Genomic DNA, 14976 nt, shown 5'->3' on the forward strand with positions numbered 1-14976 from the left:
TCAGTGCCTCGCTCCCGGGACGGCTGCGTGCGGCTTCGCGTCGGCGGGCAGCGGCAGCGGGTCGAGGCGGGCGCGGGTGAGGGTGTTGTCGGTGAAGTACTTGCGGGCGACGGCCTGGACGTCCTCGGCGGTGACCTTGCGGATGCCCTCGAGGAGCTTGTCGTCGTCGCGCCACGACAGGCCGGTGGCTTCGAGGAAGCCGATTTCCATCGCCTGGCCCATCAGCGAATCGCGCTTGTAGACCTGGCCGGCGACGGTCTGCGTCTTGACGCGGCGCAGCTCGTCCTCGGCGACGCCCTCTTTCTGGATGCGTTCGATTTCGGCGCGCAGCGCGGCCTCGACGTCGGCGACGGTCTTGCCGGCGGCGGGCGAGCCGTCGACGACGAAGAGCTGCGGGCCGCGCCCGGTGCCGTCGTAGCCGGCGCCGGCGGACACGGCGACCTGGCTCTCGCGCACCAGGCGACGCGGCAGGCGGGCGCCGTCATAGCCGTCGAGGATGGCGGCGAGTACCTTCAGCGCGTGCACGTCGCGGTCGCTTTCGGGGTCGCGCAGCGTCGGCGCGCGCCATGCGAGCGCGAGATAGGGGAGTTCGGCCGGCGCCTTGACGACGGTCTCGCGCGGTCCGAGCTGTTCGGGTTCGGCGGTGATGCGCCGCGGCGGCAGGGGGCGAGCCTTGATCGCGCCGTAGTGCTTGCGCGCCATGTCGAACACGGACTTGTGATCGACGTCGCCGACCACCACCAGGCGCGCATTGTTCGGCGTGTACCAGGTCCCGTGCCACCTGCGCGCGTCTTCCGAGGTCATCGTGTCGAGGTCCGTCATCCAGCCGATGATCGGGCGACCGTAGGGGTTGGCCTGGAAGGCGGTCGCCATCAGCTGCTCGTTGACGAGCGAGCGCGGCTGGTCGTCGGTGCGCAGGCGGCGCTCTTCCTTGACGACCTCGAGCTCGGGCTTGAAGTTGGCGTCGGTGATCTTCAGGTTGCTCATGCGGTCGGCTTCGAGCTGCATCACGTCGGCCAGCCGCGAGGACGGGATCTGCTGGAAGTAGGCCGTGTAGTCGTGCGAGGTGAAGGCGTTGTCGCGGCCGCCGATCGCGGCGACGCGCTTGTTGAATTCGCCCGGGCCGACCTTGTCGGTGCCCTTGAACATCATGTGTTCGAGCAGGTGGGCGATGCCGGAGACGCCGGCGGGTTCGTCCATCGCGCCGACGCCGTACCACACCATATGGACGACGGACGGGGCGCGGCGGTCTTCCTTGACGATGATTTTCATGCCGTTCGCAAGCGTGGTCTCATACGGATTGGCTTGCAGGGGGCCGGCCGCCACGGCGAATGCGGCGGCCACGAATGCGGCGCGTGGAAAGGTCTGGCGAAACATGGACATGTCCTGCATCTGGTAGAATTTGTGGTTCACGTCGCCCGTGGTTCGGGCATCCGATTCGACGCGAAGCCGCATCTTAGCGTTATTGGCGGCTTGGCGTCCGCCGTCGTTAAAACCTCACAACAGACCCGAGTGAGCATGTTTGGTTTCCTGAAGAAGTCCCCCAAGCCCGAACCGGCCGCGCAGCCGCAGGCTGAGGTCGCGCCGTCCGCCACGCCGGCTGCGCCTGCGTCGATCCCGGCGCCGGTGCTCGAGTCCGCGCCCGAGCCGGTGGTCAAGCGTTCCTGGACGGAGCGGCTGAAGGCGGGCCTGTCCCGCACGCGCCAGCAGATCGGCGGCGGTCTTGCGAGCCTGTTCGGGCTGCGCAAGATCGACGAGGATCTGCTCGAAGAGCTCGAGACGACGCTGCTGATGGCCGATTGCGGCGTCGAGGCGACGCAGCATCTGCTGGACGAGTTGCGCAAGCGCTGGAAGCGCGACAAGCTCGAGACTGCCGACCAGTTGCAGAAGGCGCTCGCCGAGGAGCTGCTGGCGCTGCTGCAGCCGCTCGAGCAGCCGCTGCAGGTGGCGGGGCATTCGCCCTACATCATCATGATCGCGGGCGTGAATGGCTCCGGCAAGACGACCTCGATCGGCAAGCTGGCGAAGTACTTCCAGTCGCAGGGCAAGAGTGTGCTGCTCGCGGCGGGCGACACCTTCCGCGCGGCCGCGCGCGAGCAGCTCATGACCTGGGGCGAGCGCAACAACGTGACGGTGATCGCGCAGGAGGGCGGCGATGCGGCGGCCGTGATCTTCGATGCGATCAACGCGGCGAAGGCGCGCGGCATCGACATCGTTCTGGCGGATACCGCGGGGCGGCTGCCGACGCAGCTCCACCTGATGGAGGAGATCGCCAAGGTGCGCCGCGTGATCGCGAAGGCCGAGCCGTCCGGGCCGCACGAGGTGCTGCTGGTGCTCGACGCGAACATCGGCCAGAACGCGCTGGCGCAGGTAAAGGCTTTCGATGCCGCGATCGGCGTCACCGGGCTGGTCGTCACCAAGCTCGACGGCACCGCGAAGGGCGGCGTGCTTGCGGCGATCGCGCGCCAGTATCCGCGCCCGCTGCGCTTCATCGGCGTCGGCGAGGGCATCGATGACCTGCAGCCGTTCCGGGTGCGCGAGTTCGTCGATGCGCTGTTCGAGCCCGTCGCAGGAGCCGGCGGCACGGCATGATCGTCTTCAACGAAGTGGTGAAGCAGTACCCCGGCGGCTATACGGCGCTCGCCGGGGTCAGTTTCGAGATCCGCCACGGCGAGCTGGCGGTGCTGTCGGGCCACTCGGGGGCGGGCAAGAGCACGCTGCTGAAGCTGATCGCCGCGATCGAGCGGCCGACCGCGGGCAGCGTGAGCATCAACGGGCAGGACGTCTCGGCGCTGCGCCCGCGCGCGGTTCCCTATCTGCGCCGCAATCTCGGCCTGGTGCTGCAGGAGCACCGCCTGCTGTACGACCGTAGCGTGTATGACAACGTGATGCTTCCGCTGGTGATCACCGGGCATCCGCCGCGCGATGCGGCCAAGCGCGTGGCGGCGGCGCTGGAGCGCGTCGGGCTGTCCGGGCGCGGGCGCGAGCTGCCGGCCGGGCTGTCGGGCGGCGAGCAGCAGCGCGTGGCGATCGCACGCGCGATTGTGAATCGTCCCTCCATCCTGATCGCCGACGAGCCGACCGCGCATCTCGACACGGCCTACGCGAACGAGATCGCGAGCCTGTTCAAGTCCTTCAATGCCGCGGGGGTCACCGTGCTGGTGTCGACGCACGACGAGCGCCTGTTCGCGCAGCACGGGCCGCGCCGGCTGGTGCTGCACAAAGGTTTGCTGCAGGAGGGCGTGCAGTGAGCAACTGGTTCTATCTGCACGGCCGCGCCTTCATGCAGGCGCTCAGGCGCCTGGCGTCGCAGCCGCTGGGCACGCTGCTGTCGGCCCTGGTGGTGGGCATCGCGCTGTCGCTGCCGGCGGCGGGCTATCTGCTGATCGACAACGTCGCCTCGCTGGCGCGCGGGGTGTCCGGCACGCCGGAGATCAGCGTGTTCATGAAGCAGGATGCGTCGGCCGAGGACATCGCGGCGGCCGAGAAGCGGTTGCGCGGGGAAATGCAGCTCGCGGGGTATCGGCACGTCACGAAGGACGAGGCGTTGCGTCAGCTCGAGAAGAGCGGGCTGGGCGACGTGCTCGGCGGTCTCACGGCCAATCCGCTGCCGGATGCGTTCATCGTGACGCCGCGCGGCGAGGATCCCGCGCTCTACGACAGCCTGCACGCGCGCTTCGCTGCCTGGCCGGGCGTTGCCCACGTGCAGCTCGATTCGGCATGGGTCAAGCGCCTGCATGCGCTGCTGGGGCTGGGCCGTTCGGCCGTGTTGCTGCTCGCGGGCCTGCTGGGCTTTGCGCTGGTGATCGTGACCTTCAACACGATCCGCCTGCAGATCCTCACGCAGCGCCACGAGATCGACGTGAGCCGGCTGCTGGGGGCCACCGATCCCTTCATCCGCCGTCCGTTCTACTGGTTCGGCAGCCTGCAGGGGCTGCTCGGCGGTTGCGTGGCGCTGGCGACGGTGTGGGCGACCGTGCAGGCGCTCGGCGGGCCGGTCGCGAGCCTGGCGGAAACCTACGGCGCGATGTTTGCGCTGACCGGACCGGGGTGGCGCGAGAGCGCGGCGATCCTCGGCTTTGCGGCCTTCCTCGGCTGGTTCGGCAGCGCGATCTCGGTGCGCCGGCACCTGGCTGAACGTTTGCGCTGAACTACTGGCCGGTGTGCGGAGGCCGCGTGCCGGGGTCTGGCTCCCGGCGGGCAGGCGCTCGCGGCCTTCGGCTTCCCGCGCCGCGACGGGCTGCGGGGGCGGCGACGCAAACTCGCCCGCGTTGCGGGCTCAGACATGCGTCGCCTTCATCCCCCGTACCCCGCCACGGCACGGCGCTCACGGACAGCCCGCCGGGAGCCAGATCCCGGCACGCTTCGCGCCATCCCAGCGCCCCTCAGGGCTGCGGTCCCCGCTATAATCCCCGGCCCCACTGTTGGGGGTAAATCTTTCATCGGACTCGCCCATGAATGCGCCGGAACTGCGTTCGCCCATCGTCGGCAATCGTGTCGAACTGAACATCTTCACGACGCTGACGTGCAACCTCAAGTGCTCGTACTGCTCCATCGCGGTCGGCGACGTCGTCGGCTCGCAGGGCAAGGCCGAGTATTCGCTCGACACGCTGGACGCCTTCGTCGCCACGCACCTGGCGGACAAGGAGATCTACGTCACTTTCTACGGCGGCGAGCCGACCTTGAACATCCCCTTCATCGTCGGGCTGATGGAGCGGCACCCGACCTGGCGCTACCAGTTGCAGACCAACGGCACGCTGCTGCACCGCCTGCCCGACGCGGTGCTGGCGAAGCTCTCCAACGTGCTGGTGTCGGTGGATGGTGCGGAGCACGCGACCGACCATTACCGGGGCCGCGGGGTGTATCGCAAGGTCACGTCCAACATCGAGAAGATCCGGACCAAGCTCGGTGGCAAGCTCACCGCGCGCGTGACCTGGGGGCATGAGGAGATCAGCTTCGAGGAGCTCGACAGCCTGCTGCCGACCTTCGACTACGTGTATTGGCAGTTCGCGCAGGCGCACGGCTTCTATCGACCCGAGCACATGCGCCGCAAGAAGGAGGCGCTCGTGCAGCTGATCGACAAGTTCTTCGCCGTCGACGGTCTGTATCCGTTCATCCCGCTGATGGGTACGGTGAGGAACAAGGTGCTGCCGTCGCGCGCGCGCGAAACCTGCAGCGGGCACACGCAGTGCCGCTCCTCGACGCACATCCTGAACATCCTGCCCGACGGGCGCATCTTCCCGTGCCCGGACCTCACGCACCTGCCCGAGCTGCAAAGCGGCGACCTGAACGCGAACTGGCTGAAGCCCAGCCCGCTGCAGCCCGCGCCCGAGATGCCGTGCGAGGGCTGCGAGGCGCTGCCCTTCTGCCGCCGCAACTGCATGAAGAACCTGTACGTCGGCTACGTGCTCGATGATGCGCCCTACCGCGAGCGGGTCGTCGAGCCGATCTGCGAGCTGGTGAAGTTCATGGGCGCCGAGATCGATCGGCGCGATCCGCACGCGTGGTACGCAGAGGCGTCGATCCCGGTGCGGCGCGAGATCTCCGACTGCGAGATCTACGAGTATGTCGAAGTGATGCCCTGAGGGCTAGGCGGGCCTGGTGTCGAGGACTTCGCGCACCATCTGCGCGAGGTCCTCGATGACGTAGGGCTTGCTGATCATGCGGAACTCGCCGGGGATGGCCTCCAGCTCCAGCAGGGCGTTGCCGGTGTAGCCCGAGGTGTACAGCAGCCTCAGCTCCGGACGCAGTTGCCGCGCGCGGCGGGCGATCTCCGGGCCGTTCATGCCGCCGGGCAGGACGACGTCGGTGAACAGCAGGTCGATGCCGGGTTCCGCGGCGAGGAGGGCGAGGGCCGTCCGCCCCTCGGACGCCTGCAGGATGCGGTAGCCGAGGCTCCCCAGCACGCGGCACACGAGTTCGCGCACCTTGTCCTCGTCCTCCACGACGAGGATGGTCTCGCTGCCCGATGCGTCGGGACGCGGCGCGGGCGCGTCGGCGGGCAGCGCGCCCGCCGGGCGAGCGATGACCGGGAGGAAGAGCTTCACGGTGGTGCCGGTGCCCGGTTCGCTGTAGATCTTCACGTGGCCGCCGGACTGTTTCACGAAGCCGTACACCATCGCGAGGCCGAGGCCGCTGCCCTTGCCGGTCTCCTTGGTCGTGAAGAAGGGGTCGAAGGCGCGCTGGACGACTTCCGGCGGCATGCCGCAACCGGTGTCCGAGACGGCCAGCATCACGTAGGCGCCGGGTTTGACGTCGCCTTCGAGCGCCGCGTAGTGTTCGTCGAGACTCATGGCGCCCGTCTCGATCGTCAGCGAGCCGCCCTCGGGCATCGCGTCGCGTGAATTGACCGCGAGGTTCAGCAGCGACGATTCGAGCTGGGTGACGTCCGCGAGTGCGGCCGGCAGGTCCGTGGCGGCGTGGAACCTGATGTTGATGTGCTCGCCGAGACTGCGTTGCAGCAGGCTGGTCATGCCGGCGACGAGATCGTTGAGGTCCAGCGGCACCGGCGCCAGGCGCTGCTTGCGCGAGAATGCGAGCAGGCGCCGGTTGAGCTCGGCGCCGCGCCACGCGGCCTCCATCGCGCCCTTGATGAGGTCGGCCGCCGCCGGGTCGTCCTGCACGCGGCGGGCGAGAAGCTGCAGGTTGCCCATCACGACCGTCAGCAGGTTGTTGAAGTCGTGTGCGATGCCGCCGGTGAGCTGGCCGACGGCTTCCATCTTCTGTGCCTGATGCAGCGCGTGCTCGGCCGTGGCACGCTCCTCCATTTCCGATTGCAGGGCGCGATTGGCCTGTTCCAGTTCGGCGGTGCGTTCGAGCACGCGCAGTTCGAGTTCGTCGCGCGCCCGGCGCAGCGCCTCCTGGGCGGCACGGCGCTCGCTGATGTCGCGGATCGCCGCGGAGACGAGCTGGTTGTCGCCGTTGCCGAGGGGGCTGAGGCTGATCTCGATCGGAACCTGCGAGCCGTCCTTGCGCTGGCCGGCGAGGTCCAGCCCGGTGCCCATCGGACGCACGGAGGGGGTGTCGATATAGGCATTGCGCTTGCCGACGTGGTTGCCGCGCAATTGCTGCGGAACCAGCATCTCGATCGACTGGCCGACGAGTTCGTCGCGCGCGTAGCCGAAGAGCCGCTCGGTCTGGGAATTGACAACGACGATGCGGCCGGTGGCATCCACGACGACGATCGCATCGGGGGCGGTTTCGATGAGCTGGCGGGCACGCTCCGCCGTCGCGCGGCTGCGCGCGAGCTCGGCTTCCAGGCGTGCGATCTCCTCTGCAGGCGACGTGCCGGGTCCTTCCATCGTCTCCCCTCCGGGCCGTGTGGCGGGACGTGCGGGCGATCCGTGCCCGAGAGCCGGAGCCGCCGCCCTGTTCTTATGGCGCGCCTGTTGTTGATCGGCCGCGGCGGTGATCGGTTCCCGCGGCGGCCTGGGGGCGCCTACTCCGAACATCGTAGTCCAGGTGCTCGGCGGACGGGACGCAAATGTGAGCTGTCGTGCGATATTGTGCGCGTTCTCGGCTTGCGCCCGCGATCAGGCAGAAAGCCGGATCGCCAGCGCGGCCGGGATGAATGCGAGGGCGGCGAGGTTGCCCATGATCACGATCGACGCGACCTTCTGCGGTTCCTGGCCGTAGCGCTCGGCGAACATGAAATTGAGGACGGCCGGAGGCAGGGCGCCGAACAGCAGGAGTACGTCCGTTTCCGCCGAGGACAAACCCAGGCCCAGGCAGAACAGCCATGCGAGCAGCATGCCGGCGAGGGGCGTGGCCACCGCTCCGACGAGACCGATGCGCCACTCGGCGAAGGGCGCGGTGTTCAGGCGTACGCCGAGCGAAAAGAGCATGAGGCCCGTCGAGACGTCGGCGATCACCTTGACGCCCGAGAGCAGGGGCGGCCACAGCGTGAAGCCCGACATGCTCACCAGGATGCCCGCCATGCCCGCGACGAAGACGGGCTCGCGGAAGAGCTTCCACAGCTTCACGTTGTGACCCAGCCACGAGGTCGCGATCGTGAAGTGCAGGATATTCTCGATCAGGAAGAGGATCACGGCCGCCGGCAGCGCGCGCTCGCCGAAGGCCAGCAACAGCAGCGGCAGCCCCATGTTGCCGGCGTTCGTGAACATCATCGGCGGCAGCAGCGTCTTGGGCGAATAGCCCAGCAGGCGCGCGATCGGCCAGCCGAGCAGGCCCGAGCCGAGCACGATCACGGCGCCGCCGAGGGCGATCATCTTCACCTCGGCGAACTCGAAGGACCGTCCGGCCAGTGCCAGGAACACCAGCGCGGGCACGAACACGTCCATGTTGACCTGGTTGGTCGCGATCATGTCGGGCCGGTGATGGCGGCCGTAGAGGTAGCCGATCACGATGACCGCGAAGATCGGGAAGACGATGCTGACGATCTGGATGAGCATGGGCGTTTCCCGCTTCGCCTGGTGCGCGCCGAAGGCGGAAGCGATGGGTGTCAGGTCAGGCCGTTCAGGCGGTGGTAGCTGCGGATGACCTGGCTGTCGTCGGCCCGGCCTTCGCCGCGTCCGGATGTGGCGAGGAACATCTGGTGTGCGACCGCCGCGATGGGCAACGCGGCCTTGGCCTCGCGTCCGGCCTCCAGGACGATGCCCAGATCCTTGACGAAGATGTCGACGGCGCTGCTGACTTCCGGCTCGGCCTGCAGCATGCGCGGCCCGCGGTCCTTGAGCATCCAGCTCGAGGCGGCGGAGCCGCCCATGATCTCCAGCAGCACGTCCAGGTCCACGCCGGCCTTCGCCGCGAGCGAGAAGGCTTCGGCGACGACCGCGATATGCACGCCGCACAGCAGCTGGTTCACCGTCTTGACCGTCGCGCCCTGGCCGGGGCGCTCGCCCACGTGGAAGATGCGCTGGCCGATCGCCTGGAAGACGGGCTGCATCGTCTTGAAGCTCTCGCGCTCGCAGGCGGCCATGATGGTGAGCGAAGCCGCGATGGCCCCGGCGGTGCCGCCCGACACGGGGGCGTCGACGAAGCGCCGCCCTGCGGCGTCCACCCGCTCGGCGATGCGCGCGACGGCCCCCGGCGGGCAGGTCGCCATCAGGCACACGATGCCGCCCTCAGGCAGGGCCTGCAGCGCACCGTCGGCAAAGAGCACCTGCTCGGCCTGGGCGGCGTTGATGACCATCAGGATCAGCACGTCGGCGCCTTCGGCCGCAGCGGCGGCGCCGGGGGTGCGCTCGCCGCCGGCTGCGGCCAGCGCGTCGAGCGCCCCGGGATTGATGTCGATGCCGCGGACGCGGTGGCCGCGGGCGAGGAGATTGCGCGCCATGGGCAGGCCCATCGCGCCGAGGCCGGCGAATGCGATCGTCGTCATGGTTGTCCTTCAGGCAAGGGACCCCGCGCGTGGCGGGGTCCCGAGGGGGTCAGTAGAGGGTGAAGGCGGGGAAGTAGGAGACGAGCACCAGCACCGTCACCGCCACCAGGTAGAAGGGCCACAGCTCGCGGACGATCTTGCCGACGGGCTCGCGCGAGATCGCGGCCGAGATGAATAGCGTCGTGCCCACGGGCGGCGTGAAGAGGCCGATGCTCAGATTGACCGCCATCATGATGCCGAGCTGGACGAGATCGAGGCCGATCGCGTTGCCGATCGCGACGAAGGTCGGGCCGAGCAGCAGGATCGCAGCGGGCAGGTCGAGGAACATGCCGACCACCAGCATGATCAGGTTCAGCATCAGGATGATCATGACCGGCGACTGGAGCACACTCACGGTCCATTCGGCCACCGCGGTCGGCACGGCCTCGACGGTGAGCACGTAGCCGACGAGGTTCGACGCCGCGATCACCAGCATCACGACGCCGGTCGTCAGCGCGGTATGCACGAGTGCGTCGTAGAGCCTGCGCAGGGTCAGGTCGCGATACACGAGTGCGCTGACGAGCAGGCCATACGAGACCGCGATCACACTGACCTCGGTCGGGGTCGCGATACCCGCGCGCAGCAGCACGACGATGAAGGCCGGCATCGCGAGCGCCGGGGCCGCCGCGACCGTGGTGCGCAGGATGTCGCGCAGCGTGATCTTCTCGGTCAGGCGCTTGAAGCCGCGCAGCCGTCCCGAGAGATAGCAGGTCAGCATGAAGCCGCTGCACAGCAGCAGGCCCGGCAGGATGCCGGCGAGGAACAGCGAGGCGATCGACTCGTTGGACACCGCGGCGAACAGGATCAGCGGGATCGACGGCGGGATCAGGCCGGCGATCACCGACGACGAGGCCGTGGCCGCGGCGGCGAACGCGCCGGGATAGCCTTCGCGCTTCTGCCACGGGATCAGCATCGAGCCGAGCGCGGAGGCTTCGGCGACCGCGGAGCCGGACACGCCGCCGAACACCGTCGAGCCGACCACCGTGACCTGCCCGAGACCGCCGTGGAAGCGGCCGACGAGCGAGGTGGCGAAGTGGATCAGCCGCTTGCCGAGCGTACCGCCCATCATCAGGTTGCCGGACAGCATGAAGAACGGGATCGCCAGCAGCGGGAAACTCTGAGTGGGCTGGAAGATCTTCACGACCGTGGCGACGCTCGGCATTTCGCCGACGGTGATTGCCGCGAGGCCGGAGCTGATCACCAGCGCGTAGCCGACGGGGAGGGCCAGGGCAAGCAGGGCCCCGAACACCAGGATCATCATGAGGGTCATACGTCCTCCTCGATGTTGTGGGCGCGCACGGAGAGCGGGTCGCTCGCCATCAGCAGATGCACGAAGGTCGTCATGGCGGTGATCCCCAGGCCGACGAAGCCCGCGATCAGCGCCAGATAGGCCCAGCGCGCCGAGATGCCGGTGACCGGAAACTCTTCGGTGCCAGTGATCTCGATGACGTCGAGACCGACCCAGGCGAGATAGAAGAAAGTGGCGGCGACCAGGACCTGCTGCCCGAGCAGCAGCACGCGGTTACCCTTGCGGCCCAGCAGGGTGTTGAGCGCGGTGACCGCGATGTGCTGGCCGCGCTGCGCCGCGAGCACGATGCCGCTCATGACCAGCCACGGGAACAGGATGTTGGGCATCTCGGTCGGCCAGCCCATGCCCTGGTTGGTCAAGTAGCGGACGATCACCTCGGCCATCAGCGAGACGAACATCGCGACGAGCGAGCCGACGGCGATGGCGACGCTGGCCGCCACGATCGCGCTGTCCACCCACTTCACCACCGGAGCTGCGAAGCCGGCGGGCTCCACAACGTGGGGAGAGGAGTGAGCGGCAGTCATTGCTTGCCCGCCTCGGCAACGATCAGCTTGACGAGGTCGGGGTACTGTTGCGACCACTTGTCATAGACCGGCTTGGTCTTCGCGGCAAAGGCCGCCTGATCGACCTCGTTGATCTTCACGCCGGCGTCGGCGAGCTTCTTGCGCAGATCGGCGTCGGCCGCGAGCGACATCTGGCGGTTCAGCGCGCCGGCTTCGACCGCGGCCTCCTTGACGGCTTGCTGGTCCGCCTTCGAGAGGCCGTCCCACACCATCTTGCTCGCCAGCAACGGCGTGGTCTCGTACTTGTGGCCGGTGAGCGAGATGTACTTCTGAACCTCGTGCAGCTTGGACGAGTAGATGTTCATCAGCGGGTTCTCCTGGCCGTCGAACACGCCTTGCTGGAGCGCGATGTAGAGCTCGGAGAAGGCGAGCGGGCCGGGGTTCGCGCCCAGCGACTTGAAGATGTCGAGGGTGATCGGGTCCGGCGGCGTGCGCAGCTTGATGCCGGCAAGGTCCTCCGGTTTCACGATCGGCCGCTTGTTGTTGCTGGTGTGGCGGATGCCGTTGTCCCACAGGGCGAGCACGACGAGTCCCTTCTTTCGGGCAAACTCGTCAAGCTTCGCGCCGACCGGGCCGTCGACGACGCGGTAGGCGTGATTGAGGTCGCGGAACAGGAAGGGCAGGCCGATGACCGAGAACTCCGGGACGACGCCCGAGGTCGCGCCCTGCGAATTCGCGCTGAAGGCGAGGGTGCCCAGGCGCATGTTGGTCAGCGACTCCGTGTCGTCGCCGAACTGGGCGCTGCCGCCGACTTCGACCTTGACGCGTCCGCCGGTCTTCTGCGCGACGAGCTCGGCGAATTTCTTGGACGCCTCGGCCTTCGGGTTGCCGGGGGCGGCGTTGTGCGACAGGCGAAGCACTTGTTGCGCCCAGACGGGAGTCGTGGCTAGTGCGAGGCCGGCTGCGATCGCGATCAAGGTCTTTTTCATGGATGTCTCCTTCCTTCGGGTGTCCCTTGACGGGGCCGATGCGGCCCCGTTCGACAGGGGTAGTTCGATAAGGTGTGCGGGTAGCGTCAGCCGTGGATCAGCATGCCGCCATTGACGTCGATCACCGCGCCGGTGATGTAGCCGGACAGCTCGGACGCGAGGAACAGGTAGGCACCGGCGATCTCGTCGGCCTTGCCCAGGCGGTTGAGGGGAATCGTCGCCGCGATCTCGGCCTTCTTCGCGTCGTCGAGCTTGCCGCTGGTGATGTCGGTGTCGATCAGGCCGGGGGTCACGCAGTTGAAGCGGATGTTGTCCGGACCGAATTCGCGCGCCATTGCCTTCGCGAGACCGAGCACGCCCGCCTTGGCCGCGGAATAGTGCGGTCCGCCGAGGATGCCGCCGCCGCGCTGTGCGGAAACCGACGACATGCACGCCACCGAGCCGCCGCCTTGCTTCTTCATCTGCGGGATCACCGCCTGCGACAAGTACAGCACGCCGCGCAGGTTGACGTCGAGGATGCGATCCCAGCTTGCCGGGTCGATCTCGAGCGTCTTCACCGGCTGCGTGATGCCCGCGTTGTTGATCAGGATGTCGATGCGGCCGAAGTCGGCAACCGCGCGATCGGCGGCCTTCTGGCAGGCGTCGCGGTCGGCGACGTTGCAGGCGTAGCCGCGGTGCCCGGGTCCGATCGATGCGGCGGCTTCGGCGGCGGCTTTCTCGTCCAGATCGAGGACGACGACCTTGGCGCCGTGCCTGGCAAACATCCGTGCGGTGGCGAGGCCGATGCCGCGCGGGGAGGCCGCGCCGGAGATCATCGCGACCTTGCCTTCGAGGAGAAGCGAATTGCTCATCATTGTTCCTTGGGGTCGGGGCCGGCTCAGCCGAGCCAGTTCTTGATGGTCGAAGCCATCACGTTCGTCGAGATGCCGTAGCGGTCGTGCAGCGTCGGCAGCGCGCCGGCGTCGAGGAAGGCATCGGGCAGCGCGATCTGGCGGAACGGCGGCGTGACGCCTGCGGTCAGCAAGGCGGTCGCGATCGCTTCGCCCAGGCCGCCGATCGTCGTGTGGTTCTCGGCGACGACGACGAGGCGGCCCGAACGGCCCGCTTCGCGCAGGATCGTCGAGGTGTCGAGGGGCTTGATCGTCGGCACGTGCAGCACGGCCACGTCGACGCGGTCCGCTTCCAGCGCCTTCGCGACTTCCAGCGCCCGCATCGTCATAATCCCGGACGAGATCACGAGCACGTCGCGCCCGTCGCGCACGAGTTTGGCCTTGCCGAGTTCGAACTTGTAGTCGTACTCATCCAGCACGAGCGGCACCTGGCCGCGCAAGAGACGCATGTACACCGGGCCCTTGTGCTCGGCGACCGCCGGCACCATCTGCTCGATGTCGAGCGCGTCGCACGGGTCGATGATCGTCATGCCCGGCATCGCCCGCATTAGCGCGAGGTCCTCGGCCGCCTGATGGCTCGGGCCGTAGCCGGTCGTGAGGCCCGGCAGCGCGCAGGCGATCTTCACGTCGAGGTCGTCCTCGGCGATCGTCTGGTGCATGAAGTCGTACGCACGGCGCGTCGCGAACACCGCGTAGGTGGTCACGAAGGGCATCGCGCCTTCATGCGCGAAACCGGCGGCGGCGCCCATCAGCAGCTGTTCGGCCATGCCCATCTGGTAGAAGCGCTCCGGGTAGGCCTGCGCGAAGATGTGCAGGTCGGTGTATTTCGCGAGGTCGGCCGTCATGCCGACCACTTCGGGACGCTCGGCGGCGAGCTTCACCAGCGCGTGGCCGAAGGGCGCGGCGACGGTGCGCTGGCCCTCGCCGGCGATCGACGCGATCATCGCCGAGGTCTTCAGCTTCGGCTTCTGTGCGGTTGCAGTGCTCATGCTTGGTTCCTCCCGGCTTCCAGCGCTTCCAGGGCCAGTTGCCATTCGTGCGCATCGACGCGGATGAAGTGGTTCTTTTCCCGCGCTTCCAGGAAGGGCACGCCGCAGCCCATCAGGGTGTCGGCGATGATCATGCGCGGCTGGGCCAGGGGGTGGTTGCGCGCGGCGTCGAAGGCGGCGATCACGGCGTCGAGGTCGTTGCCGTCGATGCGCTGCGTGAACCAGCCGAACGCCTGCATCTTCTCGGTAAGCGGCTCGAAGGCCATCACCTGAGAGGACGGGCCGTCGGCCTGCTGGTTATTGACGTCGACGATCGCGATCATGTTGTCGAGCTTGTGGTGCGCGGCCGACATCAGGCCTTCCCAGATCGCGCCCTCGTCGAGTTCGCCGTCCGAGAACAGCGTATACACGAAGGCATCCGAGCCCTTGCGCTTCAGGCCCAGTGCGCGACCGACCGCGATCGTCAGGCCCTGGCCGAGGGAACCGCCCGACATCTCCATGCCCGGCGTGTAGCTCGCCATGCCCGACATCGGCAGGCGGCTGTCGTCGCTGCCGTAGGTCTCGAGTTCCTCCTCGGGCACGATGCCGGCCTCGATCAGCGCCGCGTACAGCGCGATCGCGTAGTGGCCGTTCGACAGTAGGAAGCGGTCGCGCCCTTCCCAGTCCGGATCCTCCGGCCGGAAGCGCATCGCATTGAAGTAGGCCACCGCCAGCACGTCGGCAATGTCGAGCGCCTGGGCGATGTAGCCCTGGCCTTGCACCTCGCCCATCCGCAGCGCGTTGCGGCGGATGCGGTAGGCGTGCTCGGCGACCCGGGCGCGATTGGCTGTCACGCTGATATCCACGCAAATCTCCTTTGTTGGTCCCGCCGTCCGTGGGACGACGGGAAGGTTCTTTCTCCGTCGGGAGAGGGGGCT

General features: G+C 68.1%; 14 protein-coding genes. 4 read left to right on the forward strand and 10 right to left on the reverse strand.

Features of this window, described 5'->3' with window-relative positions; translation table 11 throughout:
- The gene (locus ToN1_RS15550) at positions 1-1377 is read right to left on the reverse strand and encodes a M16 family metallopeptidase (RefSeq protein ID WP_169206941.1); all 1377 of its coding nucleotides are present in this window, start codon (positions 1375-1377) and stop codon (positions 1-3) included.
- A gap of 141 nt (positions 1378-1518) precedes the next feature.
- Here ToN1_RS15550 and ftsY point away from each other — a divergent pair, with 141 nt between their 5' ends.
- From ftsY to ToN1_RS15570, 4 genes are all read left to right on the forward strand, one after another.
- Positions 1519-2592, forward strand: a complete 1074-nt coding sequence (gene ftsY / locus ToN1_RS15555) for a signal recognition particle-docking protein FtsY (protein WP_169206911.1) — start codon at positions 1519-1521, stop codon at positions 2590-2592.
- The gene (locus ToN1_RS15560; RefSeq protein ID WP_169206912.1) at positions 2589-3251 is read left to right on the forward strand and encodes a cell division ATP-binding protein FtsE; all 663 of its coding nucleotides are present in this window, start codon (positions 2589-2591) and stop codon (positions 3249-3251) included. The genes ftsY and ToN1_RS15560 overlap by 4 nt, the downstream gene beginning before the upstream one ends.
- On the forward strand, positions 3248-4150 hold the full coding sequence (ftsX, locus tag ToN1_RS15565; RefSeq protein WP_169206913.1) for a permease-like cell division protein FtsX: 903 nt from the start codon (positions 3248-3250) through the stop codon (positions 4148-4150). The genes ToN1_RS15560 and ftsX overlap by 4 nt, the downstream gene beginning before the upstream one ends.
- Positions 4151-4454: 304 nt before the next feature.
- On the forward strand, positions 4455-5585 hold the full coding sequence (locus ToN1_RS15570) for a radical SAM/SPASM domain-containing protein (protein ID WP_169206914.1): 1131 nt from the start codon (positions 4455-4457) through the stop codon (positions 5583-5585).
- A 3-nt stretch (positions 5586-5588) separates the two neighbouring features.
- On the opposite strand, the gene ToN1_RS15575 is transcribed toward ToN1_RS15570, so the two are convergent.
- The 9 genes from ToN1_RS15575 to ToN1_RS15615 all read right to left on the reverse strand — a co-directional run bounded on the left by ToN1_RS15575 (position 5589) and on the right by ToN1_RS15615 (position 14892).
- Positions 5589-7301, reverse strand: coding sequence for a PAS domain-containing hybrid sensor histidine kinase/response regulator (locus tag ToN1_RS15575; RefSeq protein WP_169206915.1), 1713 nt, complete (start codon positions 7299-7301; stop codon positions 5589-5591).
- 231 nt (positions 7302-7532) lie between these two features.
- Positions 7533-8411, reverse strand: coding sequence for an AEC family transporter (locus ToN1_RS15580; RefSeq protein ID WP_169206916.1), 879 nt, complete (start codon positions 8409-8411; stop codon positions 7533-7535).
- A 50-nt stretch (positions 8412-8461) separates the two neighbouring features.
- Positions 8462-9340, reverse strand: a complete 879-nt coding sequence (locus tag ToN1_RS15585) for an NAD(P)-dependent oxidoreductase (RefSeq protein ID WP_169206917.1) — start codon at positions 9338-9340, stop codon at positions 8462-8464.
- A 49-nt stretch (positions 9341-9389) separates the two neighbouring features.
- Entirely contained in the window at positions 9390-10649 is a 1260-nt protein-coding gene (locus tag ToN1_RS15590; RefSeq protein WP_169206918.1) for a TRAP transporter large permease, read from the reverse strand.
- Positions 10646-11212, reverse strand: a complete 567-nt coding sequence (locus ToN1_RS15595; RefSeq protein WP_211162150.1) for a TRAP transporter small permease — start codon at positions 11210-11212, stop codon at positions 10646-10648. The genes ToN1_RS15590 and ToN1_RS15595 overlap by 4 nt, the downstream gene beginning before the upstream one ends.
- Positions 11209-12180 (reverse strand): TRAP transporter substrate-binding protein, encoded by a 972-nt coding sequence (locus ToN1_RS15600; protein ID WP_169206919.1) that lies wholly within the window; start codon positions 12178-12180, stop codon positions 11209-11211. The genes ToN1_RS15595 and ToN1_RS15600 overlap by 4 nt, the downstream gene beginning before the upstream one ends.
- Positions 12181-12266: 86 nt before the next feature.
- Positions 12267-13031, reverse strand: a complete 765-nt coding sequence (locus ToN1_RS15605) for an SDR family NAD(P)-dependent oxidoreductase (RefSeq protein WP_169206920.1) — start codon at positions 13029-13031, stop codon at positions 12267-12269.
- Positions 13032-13057: 26 nt separating this feature from the next.
- Positions 13058-14059, reverse strand: coding sequence for a transketolase family protein (locus ToN1_RS15610; RefSeq protein WP_169206921.1), 1002 nt, complete (start codon positions 14057-14059; stop codon positions 13058-13060).
- Positions 14056-14892, reverse strand: coding sequence for a transketolase (locus ToN1_RS15615; RefSeq protein ID WP_244860800.1), 837 nt, complete (start codon positions 14890-14892; stop codon positions 14056-14058). Before ToN1_RS15615 ends, ToN1_RS15610 begins: the two co-directional genes overlap by 4 nt.
- Positions 14893-14976 lie beyond the last annotated feature (84 nt).

This window comes from Aromatoleum petrolei, from assembly GCF_017894385.1.
Taxonomy (GTDB): Bacteria; Pseudomonadota; Gammaproteobacteria; order Burkholderiales; family Rhodocyclaceae; genus Aromatoleum; species Aromatoleum petrolei.

Coding starts and splice junctions, on each gene's coding strand:
- ToN1_RS15590 (WP_169206918.1), bottom strand. CDS start 10,649: ATGACCCTCATGATGATCCTGGTGTTCGGGGCCCTGCTTGCCCTGGCC.
- ToN1_RS15605 (WP_169206920.1), bottom strand. CDS start 13,031: ATGAGCAATTCGCTTCTCCTCGAAGGCAAGGTCGCGATGATCTCCGGC.
- ToN1_RS15600 (WP_169206919.1), bottom strand. CDS start 12,180: ATGAAAAAGACCTTGATCGCGATCGCAGCCGGCCTCGCACTAGCCACG.
- ftsY (WP_169206911.1), top strand. CDS start 1,519: ATGTTTGGTTTCCTGAAGAAGTCCCCCAAGCCCGAACCGGCCGCGCAG.
- ToN1_RS15610 (WP_169206921.1), bottom strand. CDS start 14,059: ATGAGCACTGCAACCGCACAGAAGCCGAAGCTGAAGACCTCGGCGATG.
- ToN1_RS15560 (WP_169206912.1), top strand. CDS start 2,589: ATGATCGTCTTCAACGAAGTGGTGAAGCAGTACCCCGGCGGCTATACG.
- ToN1_RS15585 (WP_169206917.1), bottom strand. CDS start 9,340: ATGACGACGATCGCATTCGCCGGCCTCGGCGCGATGGGCCTGCCCATG.
- ToN1_RS15580 (WP_169206916.1), bottom strand. CDS start 8,411: ATGCTCATCCAGATCGTCAGCATCGTCTTCCCGATCTTCGCGGTCATC.
- ToN1_RS15550 (WP_169206941.1), bottom strand. CDS start 1,377: ATGTTTCGCCAGACCTTTCCACGCGCCGCATTCGTGGCCGCCGCATTC.
- ToN1_RS15570 (WP_169206914.1), top strand. CDS start 4,455: ATGAATGCGCCGGAACTGCGTTCGCCCATCGTCGGCAATCGTGTCGAA.
- ToN1_RS15595 (WP_211162150.1), bottom strand. CDS start 11,212: ATGACTGCCGCTCACTCCTCTCCCCACGTTGTGGAGCCCGCCGGCTTC.
- ToN1_RS15575 (WP_169206915.1), bottom strand. CDS start 7,301: ATGGAAGGACCCGGCACGTCGCCTGCAGAGGAGATCGCACGCCTGGAA.